General features: G+C 68.7%; 24 protein-coding genes. 6 read left to right on the top strand and 18 right to left on the bottom strand.

The annotated features are described in order from the left end of the window. Positions 1–60: 60 nt before the first annotated feature. Complete coding sequence (locus AC3RCE_RS10865; protein ID WP_369642290.1) at positions 61–423, bottom strand: AtuA-related protein; 363 nt, start codon at positions 421–423, stop codon at positions 61–63. Between the two features lie 14 nt (positions 424–437). Then, positions 438–1,802 (bottom strand): acyclic terpene utilization AtuA family protein, encoded by a 1,365-nt coding sequence (locus AC3RCE_RS10860; RefSeq protein ID WP_492255161.1) that lies wholly within the window; start codon positions 1,800–1,802, stop codon positions 438–440. Between the two features lie 106 nt (positions 1,803–1,908). Here AC3RCE_RS10860 and AC3RCE_RS10855 point away from each other — a divergent pair, with 106 nt between their 5' ends. Further along, on the top strand, positions 1,909–2,802 hold the full coding sequence (locus AC3RCE_RS10855; RefSeq protein ID WP_218294318.1) for a LysR family transcriptional regulator: 894 nt from the start codon (positions 1,909–1,911) through the stop codon (positions 2,800–2,802). Positions 2,803–2,890: 88 nt separating this feature from the next. Here AC3RCE_RS10855 and AC3RCE_RS10850 read toward each other — a convergent pair whose 3' ends face one another. The 5 genes from AC3RCE_RS10850 to AC3RCE_RS10830 form a co-directional block, all read right to left on the bottom strand. Continuing rightward, a complete protein-coding gene (locus AC3RCE_RS10850; protein WP_218294317.1) occupies positions 2,891–3,283 on the bottom strand; it encodes a VOC family protein in 393 nt (130 codons plus the stop codon). 85 nt (positions 3,284–3,368) lie between these two features. Beyond that, positions 3,369–5,576: an AAA family ATPase gene (locus tag AC3RCE_RS10845; RefSeq protein ID WP_218294316.1), complete on the bottom strand. Its 2,208-nt coding sequence runs from the start codon at positions 5,574–5,576 to the stop codon at positions 3,369–3,371. Further along, a complete protein-coding gene (locus tag AC3RCE_RS10840) occupies positions 5,573–6,811 on the bottom strand; it encodes a hypothetical protein (RefSeq protein WP_218294315.1) in 1,239 nt (412 codons plus the stop codon). The genes AC3RCE_RS10845 and AC3RCE_RS10840 overlap by 4 nt, the downstream gene beginning before the upstream one ends. Before the next feature lie 154 nt (positions 6,812–6,965). Continuing rightward, on the bottom strand, positions 6,966–7,445 hold the full coding sequence (locus AC3RCE_RS10835; protein WP_492255160.1) for a hypothetical protein: 480 nt from the start codon (positions 7,443–7,445) through the stop codon (positions 6,966–6,968). A gap of 20 nt (positions 7,446–7,465) precedes the next feature. Further along, positions 7,466–8,386 (bottom strand): hypothetical protein, encoded by a 921-nt coding sequence (locus AC3RCE_RS10830; RefSeq protein WP_218294313.1) that lies wholly within the window; start codon positions 8,384–8,386, stop codon positions 7,466–7,468. A gap of 359 nt (positions 8,387–8,745) precedes the next feature. On the opposite strand from AC3RCE_RS10830, the gene AC3RCE_RS10825 reads away from it, so the two are divergent. Continuing rightward, a complete protein-coding gene (locus AC3RCE_RS10825) occupies positions 8,746–9,747 on the top strand; it encodes a PhnD/SsuA/transferrin family substrate-binding protein (RefSeq protein ID WP_218294312.1) in 1,002 nt (333 codons plus the stop codon). Between the two features lie 29 nt (positions 9,748–9,776). Here the strand turns inward: AC3RCE_RS10825 and leuD are convergent, their stop codons facing one another. The 4 genes from leuD to AC3RCE_RS10805 are packed head-to-tail and all read right to left on the bottom strand — an operon-like array spanning position 9,777 to position 13,838. Continuing rightward, a complete protein-coding gene (leuD, locus tag AC3RCE_RS10820; RefSeq protein ID WP_492255159.1) occupies positions 9,777–10,445 on the bottom strand; it encodes a 3-isopropylmalate dehydratase small subunit in 669 nt (222 codons plus the stop codon). Next, positions 10,442–11,860: a 3-isopropylmalate dehydratase large subunit gene (gene leuC, locus AC3RCE_RS10815; RefSeq protein WP_492255158.1), complete on the bottom strand. Its 1,419-nt coding sequence runs from the start codon at positions 11,858–11,860 to the stop codon at positions 10,442–10,444. The genes leuD and leuC overlap by 4 nt, the downstream gene beginning before the upstream one ends. 33 nt (positions 11,861–11,893) lie before the next feature. Further along, on the bottom strand, positions 11,894–12,799 hold the full coding sequence (locus AC3RCE_RS10810; protein ID WP_492255157.1) for an alpha/beta fold hydrolase: 906 nt from the start codon (positions 12,797–12,799) through the stop codon (positions 11,894–11,896). 25 nt (positions 12,800–12,824) lie between these two features. Then, on the bottom strand, positions 12,825–13,838 hold the full coding sequence (locus AC3RCE_RS10805; RefSeq protein WP_492255156.1) for a tripartite tricarboxylate transporter substrate binding protein: 1,014 nt from the start codon (positions 13,836–13,838) through the stop codon (positions 12,825–12,827). A gap of 112 nt (positions 13,839–13,950) precedes the next feature. On the opposite strand from AC3RCE_RS10805, the gene AC3RCE_RS10800 reads away from it, so the two are divergent. After that, positions 13,951–14,877: a LysR family transcriptional regulator gene (locus AC3RCE_RS10800; RefSeq protein WP_369643891.1), complete on the top strand. Its 927-nt coding sequence runs from the start codon at positions 13,951–13,953 to the stop codon at positions 14,875–14,877. A gap of 101 nt (positions 14,878–14,978) precedes the next feature. On the opposite strand, the gene AC3RCE_RS10795 is transcribed toward AC3RCE_RS10800, so the two are convergent. The 3 genes from AC3RCE_RS10795 to AC3RCE_RS10785 all read right to left on the bottom strand — a co-directional run bounded on the left by AC3RCE_RS10795 (position 14,979) and on the right by AC3RCE_RS10785 (position 17,629). After that, the gene (locus AC3RCE_RS10795; protein ID WP_369642282.1) at positions 14,979–16,139 is read right to left on the bottom strand and encodes a DUF4382 domain-containing protein; all 1,161 of its coding nucleotides are present in this window, start codon (positions 16,137–16,139) and stop codon (positions 14,979–14,981) included. 214 nt (positions 16,140–16,353) lie between these two features. Continuing rightward, positions 16,354–16,983, bottom strand: coding sequence for a hypothetical protein (locus AC3RCE_RS10790; RefSeq protein ID WP_492255155.1), 630 nt, complete (start codon positions 16,981–16,983; stop codon positions 16,354–16,356). An 88-nt stretch (positions 16,984–17,071) separates the two neighbouring features. Further along, the gene (locus tag AC3RCE_RS10785; protein ID WP_492255154.1) at positions 17,072–17,629 is read right to left on the bottom strand and encodes a DUF1003 domain-containing protein; all 558 of its coding nucleotides are present in this window, start codon (positions 17,627–17,629) and stop codon (positions 17,072–17,074) included. A 290-nt stretch (positions 17,630–17,919) separates the two neighbouring features. Here AC3RCE_RS10785 and AC3RCE_RS10780 point away from each other — a divergent pair, with 290 nt between their 5' ends. After that, positions 17,920–18,516 (top strand): lipocalin family protein, encoded by a 597-nt coding sequence (locus AC3RCE_RS10780; protein WP_218294304.1) that lies wholly within the window; start codon positions 17,920–17,922, stop codon positions 18,514–18,516. Between the two features lie 180 nt (positions 18,517–18,696). Here AC3RCE_RS10780 and AC3RCE_RS10775 read toward each other — a convergent pair whose 3' ends face one another. The 4 genes from AC3RCE_RS10775 to AC3RCE_RS10760 are packed head-to-tail and all read right to left on the bottom strand — an operon-like array spanning position 18,697 to position 24,347. After that, positions 18,697–20,373 (bottom strand): ABC transporter ATP-binding protein, encoded by a 1,677-nt coding sequence (locus AC3RCE_RS10775; protein ID WP_492255153.1) that lies wholly within the window; start codon positions 20,371–20,373, stop codon positions 18,697–18,699. Further along, entirely contained in the window at positions 20,370–21,416 is a 1,047-nt protein-coding gene (locus AC3RCE_RS10770) for an ABC transporter permease (protein ID WP_218294303.1), read from the bottom strand. The genes AC3RCE_RS10775 and AC3RCE_RS10770 overlap by 4 nt, the downstream gene beginning before the upstream one ends. Positions 21,417–21,464: 48 nt before the next feature. Continuing rightward, positions 21,465–22,496, bottom strand: a complete 1,032-nt coding sequence (locus tag AC3RCE_RS10765) for a microcin C ABC transporter permease YejB (protein ID WP_218294302.1) — start codon at positions 22,494–22,496, stop codon at positions 21,465–21,467. Positions 22,497–22,538: 42 nt separating this feature from the next. Continuing rightward, positions 22,539–24,347 carry an extracellular solute-binding protein gene (locus AC3RCE_RS10760; protein WP_218294301.1) on the bottom strand — a complete coding sequence of 603 codons (1,809 nt, stop codon included), beginning with the start codon at positions 24,345–24,347 and terminating at the stop codon, positions 22,539–22,541. A gap of 114 nt (positions 24,348–24,461) precedes the next feature. Between AC3RCE_RS10760 and fabI the strand changes: the two genes are divergently transcribed. Beyond that, complete coding sequence (gene fabI, locus AC3RCE_RS10755; RefSeq protein ID WP_218294300.1) at positions 24,462–25,262, top strand: enoyl-ACP reductase FabI; 801 nt, start codon at positions 24,462–24,464, stop codon at positions 25,260–25,262. A 76-nt stretch (positions 25,263–25,338) separates the two neighbouring features. Then, a complete protein-coding gene (locus tag AC3RCE_RS10750; protein WP_492255152.1) occupies positions 25,339–26,187 on the top strand; it encodes a DNA ligase in 849 nt (282 codons plus the stop codon). Positions 26,188–26,274 lie beyond the last annotated feature (87 nt).

The following is a 26,274-nucleotide window of genomic DNA, read 5'->3' as shown; positions in this document are numbered from 1 at the left end:
CGCCTAGCGCCTGGCCTGTTTGCTTCGCAACGCATCTGGCAAAAATAGTGTGAACAGGCCCTAGGCCGTGGGACCGCCAAAGTGTGGTGCCAGATGTGCGGGCACGGTGACGGGCATATCGAGCAGCAGGTAGCTCAGTGCCTTGCCGTGGCTGTCGAGGTTGAGCGCGTCGTTCACGCCACCGTCGAGCACGTCGTCCAGCACGAGGTTCATGGCCTGCAGCTGGGGCAGCAGGTAGCGCGTGACCTGGCGCGGGCGGCGCTGCGCAAACTGCTGTGCCACGGCGGCCTCGGTGACTTGTTCGACCAGCACATCCCACAGCGCGGGGTGCCAGGCGATGACGCTGATGTTGGAGCGGTTGCCTTTGTCGCCGGTGCGGCTATGAGCAACTCGATAAAGCGGAACGGTGATGGTGGTTGTCATGGTGTGTGTACTCCTCAATCCACCATCTCAAAACGCACGGCCACCGCGTCGCGCGGCACCAGGCACGACACCGTGCCCAGGCGGGGCCGCATGGCGGTGCGCACCCCGCCGCCACCCGCAGGCCCGCAGGTGTAGAGCGCGGTCACCTCGCGCACAAGGCGCTGGGCGCTGGCGTGGTCGCGGTGCTGCAGGGCCACGCGCAGGCGCACATCGGGGGCGTGGGCACCTGCGTCTGCAGGGGCGTCCAGCCACCGGCTGGTGTCGTCGCCGAAGATGCTGGTCACGCCGATCAGGTCGATGCGCAGCGGGCCCAGGCCGCTCAATCGCTCGCGCAGCACCTCGCCCGCCAGGCGCGCGCGGGCTTCGGCGCGCGGGCCGGCGTAGGAGATTTCCCCCTCGGCAAACCAGCCGGATTCAAAGCACACGTTGACCTTGAGCGTGGCGGGCCGGGCATGGCCCTGCACGCCTTCCAGCCGCACGGCGTCGGTGCCCACGGCCTGCACGCGGGCCTGGGTGATATCGGCCACCACGTCGGGCGTGAGATACGCCGCAGGGTCGTGCAGCTCGTACAGCAGTTGCTCCTTGACGGTGCGCTCGTCGATGCGCCCGCCGGTGCCGGACGGCTTGGTGATGGTGCAGTGGCCGTCGGCGTCGATCTCGGCGATGGGGTAGCCCAGTTGCGCCAGGCCCGGCACGTCCTTGTAGCCAGGGTCGGCAAAGTAGCCGCCCGTGACCTGCGCGCCGCATTCGAGCAGGTGCCCGGCCATGGTGGCGCGGGCCAGGCGGTCCCAGTCGTCCGGGGCCCAGCCGTAGTGCGCCAACGCCGGGCCCAGCACGAGCGACGGGTCGGCCACGCGGCCGCAAACCACAATGTCGGCCCCGGCGCGCAGGGCATCGGCAATGGCCTGTGCGCCGATGTAGGCGTTGGCGCTGACGATGGGCTCCGTGGGCATGGCGTCACCCAAGGCGCCTTGCAGCAGCGCGCGGTGCTCGGGTCCGCTCAGGTCGTCGCCCTGCAGTACGGCAATGCGCGGGGAGGCCAGGCCCAGCTCGGCCGCCAGGGCGTGGATGCGGCGCGCGGCGCCGTGCGGGTTGGCGGCGCCAAAGTTGCTGACGATGCGCACGCCGTGCGCCAGGCACTGCGCCAGCACGGGGCGCAGCAGGTCCACCAGCAGGGGTTCATAACCCGCATCGGGGTCTGTGCGGCGCGCGAGCTGCGCCAGGGCCAGTGTGCGCTCGGCCAGGGTCTCGAAGATGAGCACCGCAGGCTGGCCGCTGGCGATGAGCGCCTGCACCACGGGCAAGGCCGCGTCGGTGCGGTCACCCGAGAAGCCGGCGGCGCAGCCCACCAGCAGTTTGGTTTTTTGGTCGTTCGGCATGAATCCGTTGTCTCCTGACCATGAATGTAGGAACATGGCTGTATTCTGTGAAATCGATTGTTCTGATGAATCCATCTGATATGCAGATGAATCATTCAGCCCCACCATGAGCGCCCCTCACCTCTCCAGCCGCCAGTTAGACGCCTTCCTTGCGCTGGCCGAGCAGCGCAGCTTCACCCGCGCCGCCACGTTGTGCCACTTGTCGCAGCCCGCGTTCAGCGCCCTCATCCGCGCACTGGAGGACGACCTGGGCCTGCGCCTGTTCGACCGCAGCACACGGCATGTGGACCTCACGCCCGAGGGGCAGAACTTCCTGGAGTCGGCCCGCCGCATCCGCGCCGAAATCACCAGCGCCCTGGCCGCCGTGCGCGACACGGCCACGCTGCAGCGCGGGCGCGTGGCCGTGGCGCTGCTGCCATCACTGGCCGCGGGTTGGCTGCCGGGCGTGCTGGCGCAGTACCGCGCGGCGCACCCGGGCATCGAGATCGACATTGCCGACGTACTGTCCGAACCCTGCATCGAGCGCGTGGCCAGCGGCCATGCCGACTTTGCACTGGCCGCCATCCGCGCCGACACCCCCGCGCTGCAGGCCGAGCCGTTCTGCAGCGATGACTTCTACCTGGTGTGCCCCGCCGACCACCCGCTGGCGCGCAGGCGCAAGGCCATCACCGCGCAGGACCTGGCCGCCTGGCCCTTCATCCACCTGGCGCGCACCAGCAGCGTGCGCCAGTACCTCGAGGCCGCCCTGCACCCGCAGGCCATGCACACGCTGATGGAGGTGGAGCAACTGGCCACCGTGATGGGCATGGTGCGCGCGGGGCTGGGCATCAGCGTGGTGCCGGCGCTCACGCTGTTCCATTTCGAGCAGCCGGGGCTGGTCACGCGGCCGTTGTCGCTGCCCGGGCTGACACGGCAGATCTACCTGGTGCGGCGGCGCGACGAGAGCCTGTCGGTGGCGGCGCAGGCGCTGTATGCGCTGGTGATGGTGCAGCGGCCTTGAATCAGAGGCGGCAATTACTATTAATTTGATAGCTATCAGCGCTTATCCATTAATAGCTGGTGGCCAACTTGCCTTGAAAATAGACGCCTCAAGCCGCCGCAGCACGCGCATAGCTCAAGGTCAGCATCTCCCACTGGTGCCCATCAGGCTCGTTCCAGTAGACGATGCGGCCGCCGTGGGCCGTGTCCACCTGCCCGTCCACGGGGCCGTGCACGGCGCTGCGGTACGGAATGCCCCCAGCCTGAATGCGCGCGAGGATGGCATCGAACTCTGCATCGCCCACTCGAAAGCAGTAGTGGATGGGCGGTATGGGCTCGGGCCATTCGTCGAAATCGATGGTGAAGCCATCGTTCACGAACACGGGCGCAAACGGCCCCACGCCGGTGTCGGACCAGGGCACGCCCAGCAGGTCGGCCAGCAGCCGGGCGGCCGCGATCCTGTCGCGCGCGGGGACCATCAGGTGATCGAGGTGGATGGGCACGGGATATACCTCCGCGGAAATGCGGCGCACAGGCCGCTGTATCCGCATTTTCTGCCTGATGGAGACTTTCTGGCAGGGCATGGGCCTATGTTCCCCCCGCGTTCGCCTCGCACCGCGCCAGCACGGCCAGCTCCTGGCGCAGCAACAGCTCCACCTCCGTGGGCTCGAACTGGTCTCTCAGCAGCGGGATGGCAAAGCGGTACGCGGCATCCTGCCTGCGCAGCACATAGGCCAGCTGCAGGCGTGCCAGCGACTGGCGCAGCGCCTGCGCGTCGGCCGTGATGCCGTGGCCTTGCAGCAGCTGGGCCAGGGCCACCAGGCTGGTCTGCCCGGCCTGGGCCGTGTGGTAGACCACCACGCGGTCCAGGCGGCAGGCGGCCTCGTCCTGGCTCAGGCGCCCCCAGCCGGCCAGTGCGTCCTGCACGGGCTGCGAGGCAAGGGCCTGCGCGAGGTGGCGCGCCTCGATGGCGCGCTCGCCGGGTTGCAGGGCCTCCAGGCATTCCTGGCACAGGATGGCCACGAGGTTGGCGCGCTGGCCGCTGGCGTCCACGAGCTTTTCCACCAGCGTGTCGCTGCCAAAACCCAGGCGCAGGCGGCGCAGCGGCTCGGTGGCCAGCTCGCGGCAGGCGGCGCGCTCCAGCCCGCCGATGGCCAGCACCTCGCCAAAGTTGCGCAGGGGGCTCTGGTAGTCGAGCACGGCGGTGGCGTACAGGTCCCAGAAGCCCGCCAGCATGAACCAGCAGCGCCCCTCCTCGCTGAGCGCGCGCAGCGTGGACAACTGGGCGTAGCCGCTGTTCGACTCGTCGCGGAAAAAGAGGTCGGCTTCGTCGATCAGCAAATACAGGCGCTTGCCCGCGTACTGCGCCTGGAGGTGGTCCACGATGGCTTCGAGCGGCGTGTCCGCCGGCAGGCCGAACTGCAGCGCCATGCGCGGCGCCAGGCGGTGGTCGCGCAGCGAGACGTAGTGGCACACGGTGTGCGGGTGGCCCTGCAGGCGGCGCTGCACGGCCTTGAGCAGGCTGCTCTTGCCCAGCTGGCGCCCGCCCACCACCAGGTAGTTGGCGGGTTCGCGGTTGACCACGCGGGCCAGCAGCTGGGCGCGGCCGAAGAAGGAGCCCTCCCGCGTCACGCCACCGCGCGTCTGGTATGGCGAGATGCGGGTGATGCGCAGTTGCGCGGCCAGCAGGCGCAGCAGCACCTGCAGGGCCTCGCCGCCCACCAGCCATTCGGTCTGGCTGGCGCTGTCCACCATCACGTGCAGGTTGGCGCGGTCATCGGCATGGGCCTGCAGCAGGGGCATCGGCGCGTCCACGCTGTGCCCGCTCAGGATCAGCAGCACGTCGCTGCCGGTCTGCGCGGCGCGCAGCTGGCGCAGCACGGCGGCCTCGTCCACGCCGGGCGTGGGCACGAAGACCAGGCAGCGGTCCAGCGACACGGGCAGGTCCGGCGGGAACTGCCACTCGAACACCAGCCCCGGCAGCGCCCAGTCGGTGCTGGGCTGGCTGCGGGCGGAAACCCGCTCGGCCATCGCGCGCACGAGGCCCCCCGCACCCTCTGCCGCGCCGGGCTGCGCGCACAGCACCGCGCGGCGCCAGTCCACCGGGCGGATGTCGGCCGCGAGCAGCGTGGACTCCCGCCGCCCGGTCCAGCCCAGCAGCCGGTCCAGACGGGGCAGCCGCGCAAGCGGGGTGCGGCGAAGGCGCGCAGGCTGCAGCTGCGAAGGCCCGAGCAGGGGGTGGCGCGCGACCCAGACCACCGCGCCCACGGCGAAGATGGCGGCGCACCAGTAGATGAGCTTGCGCAGGCCTTCGAACGGGTCGCGCTCGGACGGCGGCACGGGCGTGAAGTCGTCGGCCTGCCCCTCCAGGCAGTTGATGGGCAGATAGCCCAGGGGAATGGGCGGGCGCCCGGGGCGGCAGCTCCAGGTGGTCGTGCCGGGCTTGAGCTCCACCACCACCTGGGTGCCCGCGAGCTTGCCCAGTTCGGGGTTGTGGGCGATGTCGGCCTGCAGCACGTAGGGCCGGGGCGACGTGACGCGCAACTGCGGGTTGCCGATGCGCGGCGCATGTGTGCGGATGTCCTCGGGCCAGGCGTCCAGCTCGTTGTGCGCCTGCATCATCGCCACGCGCCACTGCACCAGCTCGCCCCAGACGATGCCCGCGTTCTCGGCCCCCAGCACGGAGCCGCGCGTGGCCGGGTTGAGCTTGGGCGTGAGCAGCGCGCTGCCCACGAACAGCGTGATGGCCGCGATCACCACCGCGCGGACCACGGACCTGGACAGCAGCGGGCTCATGCGGCCGACGAACACGAGTCCAGCACCATGAGGCCCGCGTCGCGGATGGTGGGGCTGCGCCAGTGCAGCCGCGCGGCCTCGCCCGTGCCGCGCACATGGATGAGGTTGCCCCAGAACAGGCGGCGCAGCTCGTCGTCCTGCAGGTAGGGGCGCGCGCGGCCCAGCTCATCGGCCTGCAGCAGCTGCGCCAGCCGTTGCCGGGTGGCCGGTGCCTGCGCGAGGGGCAGCAGGGTCTGCCACAGGCGCGGGCTGCTGGCCAGGTGGGTGCGCAGCGCGGCGCGGTCTGCCTGCGCGCCCTGCAGGCCGCCGCCCGCTCCCTGGTCCACCAGCCACTGCAGGCCTTCCTCGAACAGCGCGGGGTGTCCACCGCTGATCTCCTGCAGGGCCGCCAGCACCGGCTGGGGCCAGGCCTGCTCGGGCCAGCGGTGGCGCGCCAGCTGGGTGAGGTCTTCCAGCGACGGATCGGGCCAGTGGTTGACCTGCGCGATGTTGAGCAGCGACAGGTCGCCGCTGCGGTATTTGAGGTCGGCCAGCGCCTCGCCGCCGCACAGCAGCAGGTGCAGCCGTCCGCTGTGCATCTCGCTCAGGCTGCGCAGGATGCCCGCCAGGGTTTCGCGCAGTTCGGGGGTGCCCTGCTCGAAACGGCTGACCAGGCAGAACAGGCGCTCGCCCGCCAGCAGGCGGCGCTCCAGCGCGGATTCGAATTCGTAGTCGGACGCCACATCGCCGAGCCCGCACTGGCGGCCAATGGCGGCGAAGTACTCGGCCGGCACGGTGCTCACGCTGTAGGGCGGCTGGATGTGCAGCACCGCGCCTTCGCCGTACTGCGCCTTGGCGCGCTGCAGCAGCTCTTGCCTGAACGGCGGCTGGCCCCAGTGGGCGGGCGACAGCAGCAGCGAGATGGGATACGGCACGGCCTGCGCCAGCTGGGCAAACAGCCGGTCCTGGAAGGCAGCGAAGGGCTGCGCCGCGCCCGCCGACTCGGCCTGCAGCGGAAACTCGGGCTCGAAGCCGGCGGCGCTGAGCAGGCGGTTGGCCTCGGTTTCCGTCAGGCGCAGGTAGCGGGTGCAGGCCACCAGTTTTTCTCGCGAGCGGGGGTTGGGCGCCGACAGGCCGTTGCGCCAGTTGTTCACGGCCTCGCGGCTCAGGCCGATCTCGGTGGCCACGCCGGAGGCGCTGGCGCGAATGCGCCGCATGTAGAGCGAGAGAAGCTCCGGAAAGGAATCGTGGGCCATGGCTGTGGGGGTGGGCACTCTGCGCGCCGCGCGGTGAGAGGGCTTTGGAAAGAACACAAACGAAAAGAAGTCGGTGGCTGGCTGGCACGGATTGTGATGCGTGCCGGTGCCGTCCAGCACCCGGCACCTTCCGGCGTTGCCCGCGCAGGCCGCGCTACCAGAGCGCCTGCACCAGGGGCCAGGCCTTGTGGCAACCCAGGCCACAAGCCGCGAGCACCGGGCTGTAGAGCACCAGGGCCCCCAGCACCGCCGTCAGCCAGCCGGTTTCATCCTCCTCGTTTTCGGTCTGCTTTTTCTTTTCCTCTCCCCCCTCCCCCTTGACTGTGTCGAGCGTGGCGGCCTTCTCCGCATCGTCCCCGGGTGCGTCGCCCGTGATCTCCTGCACCAGCATCACCAGCACCACCAGCAGCGAGACACCCAGCACGCCCAGGTAGCCGTACCGCAGCCACGGGCTGTCCAGCGGATAGAAATACGCGGCCAGCACCACGGCGGGCAGCAGGAAGAAGGCGTGCATCTGAAGCCGGTACCAATGGATGCCATCGTCCTTCTTTTCCAGCGCGCCCATCACGAGCTTGTAGGTGATCGCGCCCAGCACGAAGATCAGCCCGCCCCACCATTCGATCTGTGTCAGCATTTTGTGTGTCTCCCTCGGATTCAATGGCTGGACTTGCCGGCGTTGCCGCCCTGCGGCGCTTCGCCACCACGGCCCTCGCTCTCGCCGCCATCTTCGCTGTCGTCGTCGGCGTCTTTGTCCGGGTCGCCGTCCTCGTCGCCATCCCCGTGGAGGTCCTTGTACTCGCTCAGCATGTAGTACAGCGGCAGCACGATGGCCAGCACCAGGCCCAGCCCCAGCCAGAGCCACAGGCCCTTGAATAGCAGCACGGTGACCACCGTGAACGCGATGGCCTGCAGCAGCCCCTTGAAGCCGGCGCGCAGCAGCAGCACCGCGATCAGTCCCTGAACGGGAGAGGTGCCGGTCTTGTGCATTTCCTTGGCCATGTCGATGAAGGCCTGCGCGGCTTCCTCGCCCTTCTTCCTGCGCTCGGCCTCCTGCTTGCGCAGCTTGGACACTGAGACCGGCTTGCCCGGGTCCTTGGAGTGGGCGTGGGCATCTTCCTCGTCGGGCCCTTCGCCAGCCTCACCGGCAGCCACGGGTTCGTCCACGGGCTCCACCACCGCGCGCCACTGCGGGTTGGCCTCGAAGAACGCCTTGCGCGAGACCCACTGGCCCTTGTCGAAGTGCATGCGCTCGGTTTCGCCCACCTGGTCGTAGAACACCTCCAGCACCGCCGACTGCAGGCCGTGGGCAAACAGTGTTTCGAGCGCCCGCAAGGGAAGGTCGTCGTGCGTGCCGGTGTCAAAGCGCAGCAGCAGGTGGGTGCGTTGGGCCAGGACCTCCTGGTTGAACCACTGTTCGTCCCACAGCGCCGCCAGATCCGCGCCCCCCAGTTTCTGGGCCCAGCGCTGCGCCTGTTCGGTATTGCCGGCGGCCAGGTACTGGTAGACCAGCTGGCCGGTCTTGAGCTTGATCGCGTCTTCGAAGAACAGGTGCAGGGTGTGTGCGTTTTGCGACATGGTGCGGCGGTAGGGAGAGTGGGTTCGCGGTGGAAGTACACGAATTGTTACCGGCTTCGCGGGCACCGTCCCTCTCGGCGTTGTCCATCGTCCGGGCCCTGGCACTTGACGCCATGTCAACCACCGTCCTTCAGCAGCACGGCCGTTGGATGGATGCGGTGGGCACCGCGCGCCTCCACGGTTCCAGCACCCGCCGCTTGCCTTGGCGCGCGGGAGCTTCATGCATACTCGACGGCCAGCCCGCCGCGCGGCCGGGCAGCGCCGCGCGGCACGCCACCGGCAGGCCCGCAACCCGTGCGTGGCCCCGCCAGGTTGGCCTGCGGGCCACCACCATCACAAAACCCCGAGGGAGATTCACCATGCGTTCTCACGCACGCTCTGGCGCGCTTTTGCTCTGCGCCACCTTCACGCTCGGCCCCGTTGCCGCCCAGACGGACACCGCCGCCACACCCCAGGCCCGCGCCGCCGCTGTCCGCGCCGCAGCCACGGCCCCATCCCCCGCCTTCAGCGGGACGCGCGAGAAGCTGGTGGTGGCCATGCCCAAGACCTACGCCAAGAGCGAAACCATGCTGCTGTGGGGCGACTACTTCAATCATCTGGCGCGCTGCGGCAACATCGACCTGCAGAACCTGCAGGGCGAGTCGCTGGAACGCAGCACCAACATCGACGTGCTGGGGGAGAAGGACCTCATCGACAGCCTGGTCGCCGGCAAGGCCCAGCTGGCCCAGGTGAACCCCGGCCTGGTGCCGCAGCTGGTGGCCGCCGGCCAGCCCGCGCCGTTTGGCGTGCCGGGCAACAAGGCCAGCGGGCAGCGCAACTCGTACAAGCTGATCCTGATTGCGCGCGTGGACAGCCCGTTCACCAAGCCGCAGGACCTGGTGGGCAAGAAGATCGCGCACACCACGCCCACATCCAACTCCGGCAACCTGGCGCCGCGCGCGCTGTTCCCGGCCATTGGCCTGGTGCCGGACCAGAACTACGAGGTGGTGTTCTCCAACGGCCACGAGCGCTCGGTGACGGGTGTGATGCACGGCTTCTACCCCGCCGCCGCCGTGGCCAGCGACCTGTACCAGCGCATGGTGGTCAAGGGCGATGTGAAGGGTTCGAGCATCCGCACGCTGTGGGAAAGCCCGCCGTTCATGACCGAAACCTGGACCCTGGGCAAGGACGTGTCGCCCGAGGTGCAGGCGCGCGTGAAGAAATGCTCGTACAGCTACAGCTTCTCGCCCAAGCTGCGCCAGCTGCTGCCGGGCAACGACACCTTCTTGCCCATCAACTTCGAGCGCGACTTCGCCACGGTGATGGAGGTCTACAACAAGACCGCGAAGGCGGCGCAGGCCGGCAAGCCCGCCGCCAAGTAGGTGCCCCGCAGCGCCAAGGCGCTGGCGGTTCAGGCCTGCGCGGAGGCGGCGCCAAGCCGCTCGCGCGTGCGCCGCGCGACATCCTTCACCCAGGGTTGGGCGGCCCAGTGGCGCTGGGCGAACGCATCGATCTGATCCCCGTAGGTGAGCGACGCGCCGATCACATCCAGCCCGTCGAGGAACATGCGCCGGTGCCGCTCGGAGATGGTGAACGGTGCGCTGTGCCCTGCCGTGCGCACCTGGCGCTGTTCCACGTCGATCTCCATGGCCAAGGGACCGGTAGTGGCACGGGCCTCGCGCATGAAGGCCTGGGCATCGGCCTCGGTCACCATGGCCAGCAGCAGGCGGTTGTTCATGGCGTTGGAGTAGAAAATCTCGCCAAAGCTCGACGCCACCACGGCCTGGAAGCCGTACTGCTGCATGCCCCACACGGCATGCTCGCGGCTGGAGCCGCAGCCGTAATTGCTGCCGGCCAGCAGCACATCGGTGCCGGCAAACGCCGGCTGGTTGAGCACGAAGTCTTCGCGCGGCTGCCCGGCGCCGTCAAAGCGCAGGTCGTACAGCAGGCCCGGCGCCAGGCCCGACTTGTCGATGCCGCGCAGGAACTGCTTGGGCATGATCTGATCGGTGTCGAGGTTGGCGATGTCGAGCAGGGCCGCCTGGCCGCGCACGGTGCTGTGGTTGTGGTCGGCGCTCATGCGGTCAACTCCAGGGTTCTTACGTCGGTGATGCAGCCCGTGACGGCGGCGGCGGCGGCCATGGCCGGGCTCATCAGGTGGGTGATGGCGCCACGGCCCTGGCGGCCCTCGAAATTGCGGTTGGTGGTGGAGGCGCAGCGCTGGCCGGGGGGCAGCACGTCGTCGTTCATGGCCAGGCACATGGAGCAGCCGGGCTGGCGCCACTCGAAGCCCGCGGCCACCAGGCGCGCGGCAATGCCCTCGGCCTCGGCCTGGGCCTTCACGGCGCCCGAGCCGGGCACGACCATGGCGCGCACGCCGCTGGCCACGTGGCGGGTGCCGACGATACGGTCCACCTCGCGCAGGTCCTCGATGCGCGCATTGGTGCACGAGCCGATGAACACATGCTGCACCGGCACGCCCGCCAGCGGCTGCCCTGCCGCCAGGGCCGTGTAGCGCAGGGCCTGCTCGGCGCTGCTGCGCTGCACGGCGTCGGTGATGTCCTCGGGCCGGGGCACGGTGGCGTGGATGGCCATGGCCTGGTCGGGGCTGGTGCCCCAGGTGACGAAGGGGGCCACGGCGCTGGCGTCGAACACATGCTCCACGTCGAACACGGCGCCCGCGTCGCTGCCCAGCGTGGCCCAGTGGGCCAGGGCCTGCGTGCGGACCTCGCCGGTGATGTCGGGGGCCTTGGCCAGCACATAGTCGATGGCCGTGGCGTCGGGTGCGATCAGCGCGCCGCGGGCGCCCGCCTCCACCGCCATGTTGCACAGCGTGAAGCGCGCCTCCACCGACAGCGCGCTGATGGCGCTGCCGCAGAACTCCACCACATAGCCCCGTGCGCCCTGCGCGCCGATGCGGCTGATGACCATGAGGATCAGGTCCTTGGCCGTGGTGCCGGTGGGCAGCGTGCCGTCCACGCGGATGCGCATGTCCTTGGCGAGGCGGTAGACCAGGGTCTGGGTGGCCAGCACGTGCTCGACCTCCGACGTGCCGATGCCGAAGCCCAGCGCGCCCAGCGCGCCGTACGTGGTGGTGTGGCTGTCGCCGCAGATGATGACCATGCCCGGGCGCACCATGCCGTGCTCGGGCGCGATCACGTGCTCGATGCCCTGCAGCGGGTCGTTGGTGTCGAACAGCGGGATGCCGTGGCGGTCGCAGTTGGCCTTGAGGTTGCTGGCCTGCAGGGCCGAAGGCGGGTCCTGGATGGTGCGCCAGCGCACCGGGTGCGTGGGGATGATGTGGCTCACCACCGCCACGTTCTGCCCCGGCACGGGCACGCCGCGCCCGGCCTCGTGCAGGCCGGCGAAGGCCTGGGGGCTGGTGTATTCGTTCATCAGGTGCAGGTCGCAGAACAGCAGAACGTTCTGTTCGTCCAGAACGGCCACGGTGTGCGATGCCACCAGCTTTTGGTAGAGCGTTGAGGGAGTGGTCATGGTCAGCGTCGGGGGTTGTCGTTGGGTGCAGCCTTACCGGTCGGCCAGCAGGAAGGGCAGCGCCGCGTCGAGCAGCGCATCCGGCGCCTCCTCGGCGATGTAGTGGCCGCAAAGCAGTGCGTGGCCGCGCACGTCGGCCGCCACGCGCTGCCACTCGGCCAGGGGCTGGAAGCACTGGTGCACCACGCCCTGCTCGCCCCACAGCGCCAGCAAAGGCATGGGCAACTGGCGGCCCGCATCGCGGTCGGCCCGGTCGTGCACCAGGTCGATGCCGGCGGCGGCGCGGTAGTCCTCGCAGATGCCGTGGGCCGTACCGGGCAGGCCCAGGCAGCGCACGTACTCGGCCAGGGCCCGCGGGTCGAACGGGGCCAGGCCGGCGCTGCGCCGGCCCATCACGTCGCGCACATAGGCGGCGGGGTCGGCCTCGATCAGGCGCTCGGGCAGCGGCGCGGGCTGGATCAAAAAGAACCAGTGCCAGTAGGCACGCGCAAAGGCGTTGCTGGTCTGTTCGTACATGGTCAGCGTGGGGGCGATGTCCAGCAGCACCATGCGCAACACGGCGGCCGGGTGGTCGGCCGCCAGGCGGTGCGCCACGCGGGCGCCCCGGTCGTGGGCCAGCACGGTGAAGCGTGGGTGGCCCAGGTGCTGCATCACGGCCAGCATGTCGGCGGCCATGGTGCGCTTGCTGTAGAGGGCATGCTCGGCATCCCCAGCAGGTTTTGCGGAATCGCCATAGCCCCGCAAATCCGCCAGCACCAGCGTGAAGTGCCGGGCCAGCACCGGCGCCACCTTGTGCCAGATGGCCGAGGTCTGCGGGTGGCCGTGCAGCAGCAGCAGGGCCGGGCCCGTGCCGCCCACCAGCGCGTGGATGTGCTGGCCGTCGGGCGTGGGCACACGGTGGGGGGTGAAGCCGGGGAAAAGCGGGGTCGTCGTGGTCATGGTGTCGTTGAAATTGCGGCGGTGCCTATTCGGCGGTGATGCCCCGCTCCCTGATCAATTTGGCCCACTGCGGCATCTCTTTTTCGATCCGTGCGCGGGCCTGCTCGGGCGTCGATGGAATGGGGTCGAAACCGTCCTTGGCCATGCGCTCCTTGAGCGCCGGGGTGTTGAGCGCCTGGTTCAGGGTGGTGTTGAGTTTGTCGACGACCGGCTTGGGCGTGCCGGCCGGCGCGAACACGATGAACCAGGTTTCAAACGCGTAGCCAGGCAGGCCCGCCTCGGCAATGGTGGGCACGTCGGGCATGAGCGCCGAGCGCTTGGTACCGGTGACGCCCAGCGCCCTGAGCTTGCCCGCCTGCACGTGCGGCTGCGCGGCCGACAGCACCGGAAAGCTCAGCGCCACCTGGCCCGACATGGTGTCGATCATGGCCGGGCCGCCGCCGCGGTAGGGTATGTGCACGATGGGCGTGCCCGCCACGGCCTTGAACAACTCGGCCGACATGTGGAAGGTGCTGCCCGCGCCGGCCGAGCCATACGAGTACTTGCCCGGCTGCGCCTTGAGCAGCGCCACCAGTTCCTTGATGTTCTTGGCGGGCAAGGCGTTGTTGACCACCAGCACATGCTGCGAACTGGCCACCATGCCGATGGGCGCCAGGTCCTTCAGGGTGTCGTAGGGCATCTTGGCCGAGAGGCTGGGGTTGATGGCCAGCGAGACGGTCTGCAGGCCGATGGTGTAGCCGTCCGGTGCGGCCTTGGCCACCATGTCCACGCCGATATTGCCGCCCGCGCCGCCCTTGTTCTCGATGAACAGCGAGCCGCCCAGGGCCTTGCCCCATTCATCGGTGATGAGCCGCGCGGCGATGTCGGCGCTGCCGCCCGGCGCATAGGGGACCACGAGCTTGATGGCCTTGTTGGGATAAGCCGCTGGCTGGGCCAGGGCCGCAGCGGGCGACAGCAGTGCCAGCGTGGCGGCGGCCGTTGCCGCCACAGCCAGCCGGCGGGGAAACAGGGACGGTGTCGGGAGGGTGGAATCGGTCATGGGTTGTCTCCTGAGGGTATTTGTTGTGGCTGGATCTTATGAGTGATGTTCAACGCCATAAATACCGTCAAAATCATTTCATTCATAAATTCAACGCACGAATAAGGTACCCATGGACGGCTTTTCGGACCTGCGCTTCTTTGCCTTGCTCATGAAGGAAGGCAGCCTGGCCGCCGCCGCGCAGCAGATGGGCATCACCCCGCCCGCGGTCAGCCGGCGCCTGGCCCAGCTGGAGCACCGGCTGGGCGTGCGCCTTCTGCACCGCACCACGCGGCGCATCCACCTCACGCCCGAGGGCGAGACCTACCTGCTGGATGGTGCCCGCATCCTGGGCGACCTGGAGGCGCTGGAGCGCACGGTGGCCGGCGCGCGCAGCTCGCCGCGCGGGCTCATCAAGCTGGCGGCCACGCTGGGCTTTGGCCGCGTTCACATCGCGCCCGCCCTGTCGGCCTTCTCGCGCGCCTACCCCGAAGTGGAGGTGCAACTGCACCTGACCGACCGGCCCGTGAACCTGGTGGAACAGGGCCTGGATGCCGCCGTGCGCTTTGGCGACCTGCCCGACTCGCGCCTCACGGCCCGCAGGCTGATGGCCAACCGGCGCGTGCTGTGCGCGTCGCCGGCCTACCTGGCCCACGCGGGCGAGCCCGCCCAGCCCGCCGACCTGCTGGCCCACCTGTGCATCGTGATCCGCGAAAGCGATGAAACCTATGGCACCTGGCACCTGCACCAGGGCGGGCGGCAGGAAACGGTGAAGGTGCGCGGCATGCTCAGCACCAACGATGGCGCGGCCGCCACCACCTGGGCCCTGGAAGGCCACGGCGTGCTGATGCGCTCCGAGTGGGACGTGGCAGCCCACCTGGCCGCTGGCCGCCTGCGGCGCGTTCTGCCCGCCTGGGCCTTGCCCGCGGCGGACGTGACGCTGGTGTACCCCACCCGCAGCGACCTGTCGGCCAAGACGCGGGCGCTGGCGGATTTCCTGGCGGCCTGGTTTTCCGGCGACCGGAAGGACCTCGTGGCGCGGCCGGCCGGAGAGCCCTGACATCACCGCCCTGGCCGACAGGTGCCGAGACGCGCCCCCGTCCTGAAAGGCCGCCCCGCTGCCATTCATCGCAGGCGGGGCGGTGCCCTCCGCCCGCGGTGTCAGGGGAAGGTGAAATCCGTGGTTTGCACGGCACCCTCCGTCAGGACAGGCAGTGCCTGCGTCTTGTCGGCAAAACCACCCAGGCGGGCCTGAACAGCGTAGCGCCCCGCCGCCGCGGAGTCCGCGGCAAACACCAGGCTGGTGCCCGGCGCGGCATAGGGGGCGACCCGCGGCGCGAGGGTAGGTACCGTGAAGCCGTAGGCCCCTGTCACCCCGTCAACGCCCCGGCCGGCCACTTCGATCGTGCCCCCTACCGACAAGGGCTGGAGCACCCGCACCATGGTGTCCACCGGGGCGGTGCCCTTCACCGTCGCGACCGGAGATGGCTGCAGGCTCAAAGGCGCGGCGCCCGCGCCCACGGAAGTCACTGTCTCGGCGGCCACCGGTACCCCCGTGACCACCGTGGTGGTGCGCCCCGCACCCACGACGACCAGCGTGTAGTTGCCCGGAGCCACCGGCTGGAGCAGGAACCTCCCCGCGCTGTCGGGGGTGGTGGCGCGCACCAGTTCACCGTTGAACTGCAGGGAGACGCTGGTGCCCGTGCCGGGTTCCACATAGCCCTGCACACCGGAAACGAAGCGCGGGATCACCGACACCACGGGTTTGAGAAGATACTGGCCCGAGGCGCCAGCGGCCACCACCGACTTGCAGGCATCGAAGTCCAGAACGAAGTCGGCCATCTGATTGGCGCCCACGTCGATATTCACATTCGTCTTGACGCCCGATTGCTGCCCGCTCGGCGTTTTCAGCGCGACTTCCGATGCGCCGGTGGGGACCACCGAATTGGCCAGCGGCTGGGCCCCTGTGTTGCTGGCCAGCACGAGCCGCAACTGCGTGTACTTTCCCGCGGGCAGCGGCACCTGCCCCAGTTCCATGAGCACACCGTTCGTCAGCGTCAGCAGGTCCACCCGGCGTGCCGGGTTCAGCACGATCTCTGACCAGCCCGCATCGTTGTCCGAGGCATTGCTGCTCTGGTGGACGCGCACTTTCTCGACCGTGACATTCACGGCGGAATAGCCGCAGCTGGGGGCATCCGTCATCGCCAGGCGCAACGTGCCATTTCCGCTGGTTTCGCCACCTCCACCACCGCCCCCGCAGGCGGCAAGGCTGGCGATGGACAGTGCACACAGGACGGTGCGCAGACAAGGATGTGTTTTCATGGGGTGGCCTCTTTGGTGAGATGTTGGCGGCTGCGGGACCAGGGGAGCATCCCGAAGAATGTGAAAAATTCACACAAACAACCTTAGAGGCATCCCGGCGCGTGTCTGTAGGACAACACCCAGACTTGGCGACGAGCGGCGCACGCTCTCCGCGCCGCTTTCCACCACATGCCCGCACCGTCCAGCGTTGGGCCACCCATCGGCTCACTGCCCCTCAGGCACCGTCCATCAGCGTGAGCGCCCCGAACGGCATGTGGTGCATCAGCTCGCGCAGCACCAGCAGGGTGGCCGCGAACGCAGCGTGGGCGGGCAACCCCTCCTGCGAAGCCGGACGCCCTTGGGATACGGAGACAAGCCGGTTGAACACATGCTCCAGGGCATCGAGAGTGAGCATGCGCCGCGGCCCTGGCGCAATGCCCGCCAGGGTGGCGATCTCGTGCAGCGCCGAGTCTGCGGAACAAGGCGCGACCACCGCACCCTGCGGCACCCAGGGGCGATGGCGGACATGGGCGGCGTAGACCTCGTCCTCCACCCGCGCAATGGCGGTCTCCAGCTCGAAGGGGGTGGGAAGTACCCCGCGGAAAAAATCGCGCGCCGTCTTCTGGCTGCCCAGCGCCAGGGTCAGCACGACGGAGGGCAGCTGAGGATCCAGCCCCGTCGCCACCACGGTGTGCTCCGCCCCCATGTGCAGGGCGGTGGCCAGCTGCCCTGGCACGGCAAGGCCATGGACCCGGCGGTACAGCGACGCGATATCGACGTCCGCATCACCCCCCTGGGGCGACGGCGATGAAGCCACCGGCGGGGCCGGAGGGGGCGAAGGAGATGGCGGGGATGGTGGGGGCATGGACATTCCGCGGTGTGATGGGCAAGGAGCAGGAGGGCATGGCCCGGGCCCGCGTGGATGGCGGGAAGTCGTTCGTGGATCCATCCCGTCACGGCCGCGCGGCCTGCGTGACAAATCGCTGGTGAATCTCCACAGTCAGTGCTTCGACGCGCAGCGTGAGCTGGCGCGTCTGTTCGGTCAACAGGGTGTTTTGCTGCAGCAGCTCCAGCACCTGCGCGGCATTCTGCGCGGCAATGGCCTGGCGTTGTTCGCTGGCGATGGCCAGCGCCTCGCGGTGCTGCGCATCCGCGTCGGCGTGGTGCTTGTCGCGCGCGGCCTGCCGCGTCTGGGCGAGCAGGATGAGCGGCGCGGCGTAGGCCGCCTGCAGGCTGAACGCAAGGTTGAGCAGGATGAACGGATAGGAATCGAACCTGGCGGCACCCAGCACGTTGATCAAGATCCACGCCGCCACGATCAGCGTCTGCGCACCGAGAAACAGCGGCGTGCCAAAGAACCGCGCAAAGGCCTCGGCCTGCAACGCAAACCGGTCCGTGCCGAAGGTAGGGGCCAGGTGCTCATGGCGCCGGTGAAAGCGCAAGGGGTCCACCCGGGGCGGGCCGTCTTCCAGGGGTGGGGCGTTGTGCGCAGGGTGGGGGTGGGCGGTCATGGGTGTTCCTCTCCGATCGGGGCGCATTCGCCAACAGGCAGCAAACAGGCAGAAGGCGCCTGGCCCCACTCTACGCCTGGACGACTGCCGCCGGTCCGTCAACGCCGCGCTGCCGGGCGTTGAGCCCCGCACACAACCCCTGCGCCGCGCCGACAGACGCTGCCAGCCTGCGCCTACACGCCGGGGCAGCCACCGTGCCTACAGTCGAACGCACAGACAACCGCCGCGCAGCGCATGCCCACAAAGCCCTGCAACGCACCCTCGAAAGCCGCCACCGCAGGAGCAATCCCATGCGCATCCACGCCATGCCTCGCCGCCACTCCCCCTGGTCCCTGGTGATCGGAGCCACCGCACTGATGGCGCTGCTGGCGCTCACGGCCTGCTCCACGCCACGCACGCCCGAAGGCATCCAGGCCGTGACCGGCTTCGATGTGGACCGCTACACCGGCCACTGGCACGAGGTGGCGCGCATCGACCACTCGTTCGAGCGCGGCCTCACCCAGACCAGCGCCACCTACAGCCGCAACCCCGACGACACCGTGAAGGTGGTGAACCGCGGGTACGACCCGGTGCGCAAGGAATGGAAGGAGGCCGAGGGCACGGCAAGCTTCGTCGATGCGCCCACGCGCGCGGCGTTGAAGGTGTCGTTCTTCGGGCCGTTCTACGGCGGCTACAACGTGGTGGCGCTGGATGAGAACTACCAGTGGGCCATGGTGGTGGGCTCCAGCAAGGACTACCTGTGGATCCTGTCGCGCACCCCCACCCTGCCCTGGCATGTGCGCGAACACCTGATCGAGCGTGCGCAGTCCATGGGCATCGACGTGGGCCGCATCCTGTGGGCGCCGCCCGCCAGTGAACAGCATGCCAGGCGCGCAGTGATGACCTGAGGCAAGGCCAGGCGCTGCAGGCATGGAGCCCGTGCGCCGGATGCCAGCACCTGGCCGCGGCGAAGCACCGCGATGCGATGTGGTGCGCCGCACCCAACCGGCATGAAGCCTCTTTTTGCTACCAATTAAATAGCGCCACGCGCTTTCACCAAAAGCGCCAGCGGCCATTTCGGCCAGAAACTAGTCCGCCCCGGGCACGGTGGCGGCGGCCACCAGGCGCTGGGTGTAGGGGTGCCGGGGTGCGTCCAGCACCTCGTCCACGCTGCCGCTTTCCAGCACGGAGCCATCCTTCATCACCAGCACCTGGTGCGCCATGGCCCGGATCACGTCCACGTCGTGGGTGATGAGCAGGTAGCTCAGGCCCTTTTCTTTCTGCAGGCGCTGCAGCAGGCCCAGCACCTGCTGCTGGATGGTGACGTCGAGCGCGCTGGTGGGCTCGTCGAGCACGAGCACCTGCGGTTGCACGATGAGGGCGCGCGCGATGGCCAGGCGCTGGCGCTGCCCACCGGAGAATTCATGCGGGTAGCGCTCGAGCAGCCGCGGGTACTGGGCCTCGGCCAGGCCCACCTCGGCCAGCGCGGCCTCGACCCGGGCGCGCCGCTGGGCCACGCCCAGCGCGGGCTCATGCACCTTGAGGCCCTCGCCCACGATCTCTTCGACCGTCAGGCGCGGAGAGAGCGACGAGAACGGGTCCTGGAACACCACCTGCACGCGGCGGCGCAGCTGCTGGTTGGCGGGCGTGTTGCGCGTGGCGGGCTGCTGCCACGCCTGCCCGCCGACCTGCAGCTGGCCGGTGCAGGGCAGCAGGCCCAGGATGGCCTGCGCCAGCGTGGATTTGCCCGACCCGGATTCGCCCACCACGCCCAGCGTCTCTCCGGGCGGCAGCGCGAGCGTGGCGGCCTGCACGGCCACGAACTCGCCTTTCTGGAACCATCCCCGCACGCCGGGGAGCGGCGTGGGGTACACCACGCGCAGGTCCCGCGTCTGGACCACCGGCGGCGTGCCCGCGGGGGAATCGGCGGGTGCCACGTCACGGCGCGGCTGGCTGGCGATCAGGCGGCGGGTGTAGGCATGCTGCGGCGCGCCGAACACCTCGGCCACGGGCCCCTGCTCCACCAGCACGCCCTGCTCCATCACGGCCACGCGGTCCGCGAAGCGGCGCACCAGATTGAGGTCGTGCGTGATCAGCAGCACCGCCATGCCGTTCTGCCGCTGCAGATCGGACAGCAGGTCCAGGATCTGGCCGCGCAGCGTGACGTCGAGCGCGGTGGTGGGTTCGTCGGCCAGCAGCAGCTGCGGCTCGCTGGCCAGGGCCATGGCGATCATGGCGCGCTGGCGCTGGCCGCCCGAGAGCTGGTGGGGAAAGCTGTTGGCTCGGCGCGCGGGCTCGGGAATGCCGGTCTTGGCCAGCAGCGCAACGGCGGCCTGCGCGCATTGCTCGCCCGTCAGGCCTTTCTTGAGCTGCAGGATCTCGGCGATCTGCGTGCCAATGGTCATCAGCGGGTTGAGCGCGGTCATCGGCTCCTGGAAGACCATGGCGATCTCGCCGCCGCGCACGCCCCGCATCTCGCGCTCCGTGAGCGCCAGCAGATCGCGCTGCCCCCGCAGCATGGCCTGGCCGGTGATGGCGGCATTGCCCGCCAGCCGCAGCAGGCTGAGCGCGGTGATGGTCTTGCCGGAGCCGGACTCGCCCACCAGCGCGAGTTTTTCGCCGGCTGCGATGGTGAAGCTGGCCCTGCGCACCACCTCCTTGGCGCCGAAGCGCACGTGCAGATCCCGCACGTCGAGCAGCGGGGCAGCGGGAGCGCCCCCGGGGGGCAGCGAGGACATGCCGGTGCCAGGCGTGGGGGCCATCATTGATCGGCCTTTCGGGGGTCGAGGGCGTCCCGCAGCGCATCGCCCATGAAGGTCAGCAGCAGCAAGGTGGTGACCAGCACGGCGAAGGTGGACAAGGAAATCCACCACGCGTCGATGCTGTTCTTGCCCTGGCTCAGCAGCTCGCCCAGCGACGGCGTGCCGGGCGGCACGCCCAGGCCCAGGAAGTCAAGCGAAGTGAGCGCGAGGATGGCCGCGCTCATGCGAAACGGCAGGAAGGTCACCACCGGGGTGAGGCTGTTGGGCAGGATGTGGCGCCAGATGATCTGCGCATTGCCCACGCCCAGGGCCCGCGCCGCCTTCACGTAGTCGAGCTGGCGGTTGCGCAGGAACTCGGCGCGCACGTAGTCCGACAGGCCCATCCAGCCAAACAGGGAGAGAAGGATGAGCAGCAGCGAGATGCTCGGGGCGAACACGGCGCTGAAGATGATGAGCAGGTACAGCTCGGGCATGGAGCCCCAGATTTCCATGAAGCGCTGGAACGCCAGATCGGTCTTGCCCCCAAAGAACCCCTGGATCGCCCCCGTGACCACCCCCAGCAGCACGCCCGTCACCGTGAGCGCCAGGCCGAACAGCACGCTCACGCGAAAGCCGTAGAGCAGCTGGGCCAGCAGGTCACGCCCCCGGTCGTCGGTGCCCAGCCAGTTGTCGCCGGTGGGCGCCGACGGGTTGGGCGACTTGGCGAAGTAGTTGAGCGTGTTGGGCCCGTACGGATTGAGGGTGTACAGCGCCCAGTTGCTGCCCTGGCTCAGCCGGTTCTTGATGAAGGGGTCCAGGTAGTCGGTGGGGGTCTCGAAGTCTCCGCCGAACGTGGTCTCGGGGTAGTCCTTGAGCATCGGAAAGTAGGTGTGCCCCTCGTAGCGCACGATGAGCGGCCTGTCGTTGCTGACCAGTTCGGCGCACAGGCTCAGCAGCACCAGGGCACTGAAGATCAACAGGCTCCAGTAGCCCAGGCGGTTGCGCCGAAAGCGCAGCCACGCGCGGCGCGCGGGAGAGAGCGAAGGCGATGGAGAGGCAGGGCTCATCAGGGCTGGCTGTTCGTTTGGTTCAAGCTGGCTGGGCGGGCTGGCGGGCTAGTCAAACTTCACGCGGGGGTCCACCCACACGTAGCACAGGTCGCTGACCAGCTTGGTCACCAGGCCGATCAGCGTGAACAGGTACAGCGTGCCCAGCACCACGGGGTAGTCGCGGCGGATGACGCTGTCGTAGCTGAGCAGGCCCAGCCCGTCTAGGGAGAACAGTGTCTCGATCAGGAGCGAGCCCGTGAAGAACGCACCGACGAACGCGGCCGGAAACCCGGTGATGATGGGGATGAGCGCGTTGCGAAACACGTGCTTCCACAGCACCTGCCGCTCCGACAGGCCTTTGGCGCGGGCCGTGAGGACGTACTGCTTGCGAATCTCTTCCAGGAACGCGTTCTTGGTGAGCATGGCCGTCACCGCGAAGCTGCCCAGCACCATGGCCGTAACGGGCAGCGTGATGTGCCACAGGTAGTCCACGATGCGCGCGCCCCAGGAAAGCTCGTCCCAGTTGGCCGAGGTCAGGCCCCTGAGCGGGAACCACTGCAGCTGCCCGCCAAAGATCACCAGCAGCGCCACGCCCAGCACGAAGCCCGGAATGGCATAGCCCACCAGGATGATCAGCGTGGTCACGAGGTCGAACCGCGAGCCCGCTCGCACCGCCTTGGCCACACCCAGCGGCACGGCCACCAGGTAGCTGATGAAGAAGGTCCACAGGCCCAGACTGATGGAGACGGGGAGCTTTTCCTTCACCAGATCCCAGACGGCCTTGTTCTGGAAAAAGCTCTGGCCCAGGTCGAAGCGCGCAAACTGCCCCAGCATCTGCAGGAAACGCTCGTGCGCGGGCTTGTCGAAGCCGTACAGCGCCTTGATCTGCGCAAGCCGCTTGGGGTCCACGCCCTGGTCGCCCCGGTAGGCCATGCCGCCCGATTCCACGCCGCTCTTGCCCGCGGCCGTGCGCGCTTCGGCCAGGTACTGCTCCACCGGCCCCCCCGGCACGAACTGGATCACCGCGAAAGTCACGAGCAGCACCCCCAGCAGGGTGGGCAGCATCAGCAGCAGGCGTTTGGCGATGTAGGCGAGCATGGGATGGAAAGGGTGACTCTCAGGGCTGCGGCGGCTTCGGGGTCATGGCTTGAGGCTCCACCATGAGTACATGAGCCATTCCTCCGCCTTGGCATAGGGCGGCATCGGCTCCTTGTAGGCCAGGCGCTGCTGGTTGTACACCACGCGGTGCGAGGCCAGCGTCCACTGCGGTATGAGGTAGTGGCTGTGCATGATCACGCGGTCCAGCGCGCGGCAGGCGGGCAGCATCTCCGACTGGCTGCGCGCACGGGTCAGCGCCGTCACCAGGGCATCCACCGCAGGGCTCTTCACGCCCGCGTGGTTGCTGGAGCCTTCCACATCGGCCCCCTTGCTGCCGAACAGCTCCTTCATGGCCTGCCCCGGGTTGTAGGTGCCGGGGTAGTTCAGGCTGACCATGTCGTAGTCGAACTTGTCCATGCGCTGCAGGTACAGCGCAAAGTCCACCGACGAGAACCGCAGCGTGATGCCGAGCTTTTCCAGATTGCGCATCCAGGGGGTGACGGTCCGGGCCCCCGCTTCCTTGCTGTCCAGGTATTCGATCTCCATGGGATCGCCCTTGGCGTTGCGCAGGGCGCCGTCGCGGTACGTCCACCCCGCATCGGCCAGCAGCTGGCGGGCGCGGCGCAGGTTATCGCGCAGCGAATGGCCGTCTCCCTCCGTCACGGGCGGCGTGTACATGGGGCCGAACACGGCGTCGGGCACCTTGCCGCGCCAGGGCTCCAGCAGGGCCAGCTCCTCAGGCCCCGGCGTACCCGTGGCTTCGCAGCTGGTGTTTCCGAACAGGTCCTTCACGCGCGGGTAGCCGCCATAGAACATCTGGCGGTTCATCCACTCGTAGTCGATGGCCAGGCCCAGCGCCTCGCGCACGCGGACGTCCTGGAGGATGGGTCGGCGCGTGTTGAGCACGTAGCTCTGGAACCCCGCGGGCAGCCTGTGCGCCATGTCCTTCTTGACCAGCACGCCCTGCTTGAAGAGCTTGCCATCGATGCGGCGGGCCCAGTCGCCCGCCGAATAGATGGTCATGAAGTCGAACTCGCCGGCCTTCATGGCCTCCAGCCGCGCGGTGTTGTCCTTGTAGATCTTGACCGTGATGCGGTCGAAATTGAAGGCGCCGCGGTTGACGTTGAGGTTGCGGCCCCAGTACTGGGGATCGCGCTCGTAGGTGATGTCGCGGCCGAACTTCATCGGCCCGATGCGGTAGGGGCCGCTGCCAATGGGAATGTCGGTCACGATCTCGTCAAAGCGCTTGGCCTTGCCATCGGGCTGGCGCCCCCAGGCGCGGCTGAAGACCGGGATGCCCCCGGCGGTCAACGGCAGTTCGCGGTTGGGCTGCTTGAATCGAAAACGCACGGTGCGCGTGTCCAGCACGTCGACGCCCGCCACCTCCTGCAGCAGCGTGGCGTAGCTGGGCGACGCGTAGGGGCCGATCAGCGTGTCGTAGCTGTACTTGACGTCCGCGGCCTCGACCGGATCGCCGTTGTGAAAGCGCGCCTCGGGGCGCAGGCGGAACGTGGCGCTCAACCGGTCGTCGGCCACCTGCACATCCTCGGCCAGCAGGCCATAGGCAGAGGCCGTCTCGTCCATGGAGCCGGTCAGCAAGGTCTCGAACAACAGGTCGCTCAGGTACGCGGGCACCGAGCCCTTCATGGTGAACGGGTTGTACTTGTCGAACGTGGAATAGCGCAGGTTGCTCACCATGCGCAGCTCGCCGCCCTTGGGGGCCGCGGGGTTCACATAGTCGAAATGCGCAAAACCCGCCGGGTACTTGAGGTCGCCCCACAGCGCGTACCCATGCGCGGCCCACGCCGGGACGGCACACCCCATCAGCAGAAAAGTCAGCCAGAACCGCATGCGACAATTCTGCACTACGCCGAAGGTGCCGCCGCGCAGGCTGTGGAGATTCCCCCGCAGGCCGCCAGGGCGCCACGGCCCACGCCAATTTCCGCATTCCACAGGAGAACAACAATGGGTTTTCTGACCGGCAAGAAGCTGCTCATCACGGGTGTGCTGTCCAACCGTTCCATCGCCTACGGCATCGCCAAGGCCTGCCACGCGCAGGGCGCCGAGCTGGCCTTCAGCTACGTGGGCGACCGCTTCAAGGACCGCATCACCGACTTTGCCGCCGAGTTCGACTCCAAGCTGATCTTTGACTGCGACGTGGGCAGCGACGAGCAGATCGAGCGCATGTTCGCGGACCTGGCCCAGGTGTGGCCCAAGTTCGACGGTTTCGTGCACAGCATCGGCTTCGCCCCCCGCGAGGCGATCGCCGGCAACTTCCTCGAGGGCCTCTCGCGCGAGGGCTTCCGCATCGCCCACGACATCAGCGCCTACAGCTTCCCGGCCATGGCCAAGGCCGCCCTGCCCTACCTGAACGACAAGTCGTCGCTGCTCACATTGAGCTACCTGGGCGCGCTGCGCACCATTCCCAACTACAACACCATGGGCCTGGCCAAGGCCAGCCTGGAAGCCTCCGTGCGCTACCTGGCCGAAGCCGTGGGCCGCACCGAGGACGGCCGCGCCATCCGCGCCAACGGCATCAGCGCCGGCCCCATCAAGACGCTGGCCGCCAGCGGCATCAAGGACTTCGGCAAGCTGCTCAGCCGCGTGGCCGACGCCTCGCCGCTGCGCCGCAATGTGACGATCGAAGACGTGGGCAATGTGGCGGCGTTCCTGCTGTCCGACCTGGCTTCGGGCATGACCGCCGAAATCACCTACGTGGACGGAGGCTTCAGCCAGACGGCCGGGCTGAGCGCCGACCAGGTCTGACCCGCCACGAAATACGAACCAGAATTCGCGCCAGCGCTTGATGGCAAAGCGCAAGCCGCTACACATTCAATAGCATATGCGCCGCAGAAGCTGCTTGGCATGGCTGGCGTGGACCACGGCCCTGCCCGGCGCCCGTGCGGCGGATGCGCCCGCGCTGCTGCTGGCCAATGTGTACCGGCCTGGCATGCCGTTGGCGGACTACTGGGTCAGCGAAAAATACGACGGTGTGCGCGGCTACTGGGACGGCCAGATCTTGCGCACACGCGGCGGCGAGACGATTGCCGCCCCTGCCTGGTTCACCGCCGGGTGGCCCGATACCCCCATGGACGGCGAACTGTGGGCCGGGCGTGGCCGATTCAGCCAGGCGCAGTCCACCGCGCGGCAGCAGCAGCCCGATGACGCCGCCTGGCGCCAGATGCGGTTCATGGTGTTCGACCTGCCCCGGCACGGCGGCACATTCGATGAACGGCTCGCCGCGCTCAACGCCCTGGTCGCGGGCATCGGCCAGCCCTGGGTGCAGGCCGTGCCGCAACAGCGCGTGGCGAGCGACGCTGCCCTGCAGTCGCTGCTGCAGCGCACGGTGCGTGCGGGGGGCGAAGGCCTGATGCTGCACCGGGGCGCCTCGCTGTACCGGTCAGGACGCAGCGACGATCTGGTCAAGGTCAAGACCCACGAAGACACCGAGGCCCGCGTGGTCGCCCACCTGCCCGGCAAGGGCCGTCATGCCGGGCGCATGGGCGCGCTGCTGGTGGAGATGCCTTCGGGCCAGCGCTTCCGGCTGGGCGCAGGATTCACCGAAGCCGACCGCAGCCATCCACCGCCGGTGGGCAGCTGGGTGACCTACCGCTATCGCGGCACGCACGGGGGCGGGCTGCCCCGGTTTGCCAGCTTCGTGCGCGTACGCGAGGACATGCCCGCGCGCTGAGCAGGCACGTCTTGCGCGCATTTGCTATTAAAAATATAGCAATGAGCGTTTGTCATTCAAGCGCTCCTGCCATCTTCATGCCCCAAC

Source organism: Acidovorax sp. GW823-FHT05D11 (assembly GCF_058795695.1).
This window is presented reverse-complemented; position numbering and strand designations above follow the sequence as displayed.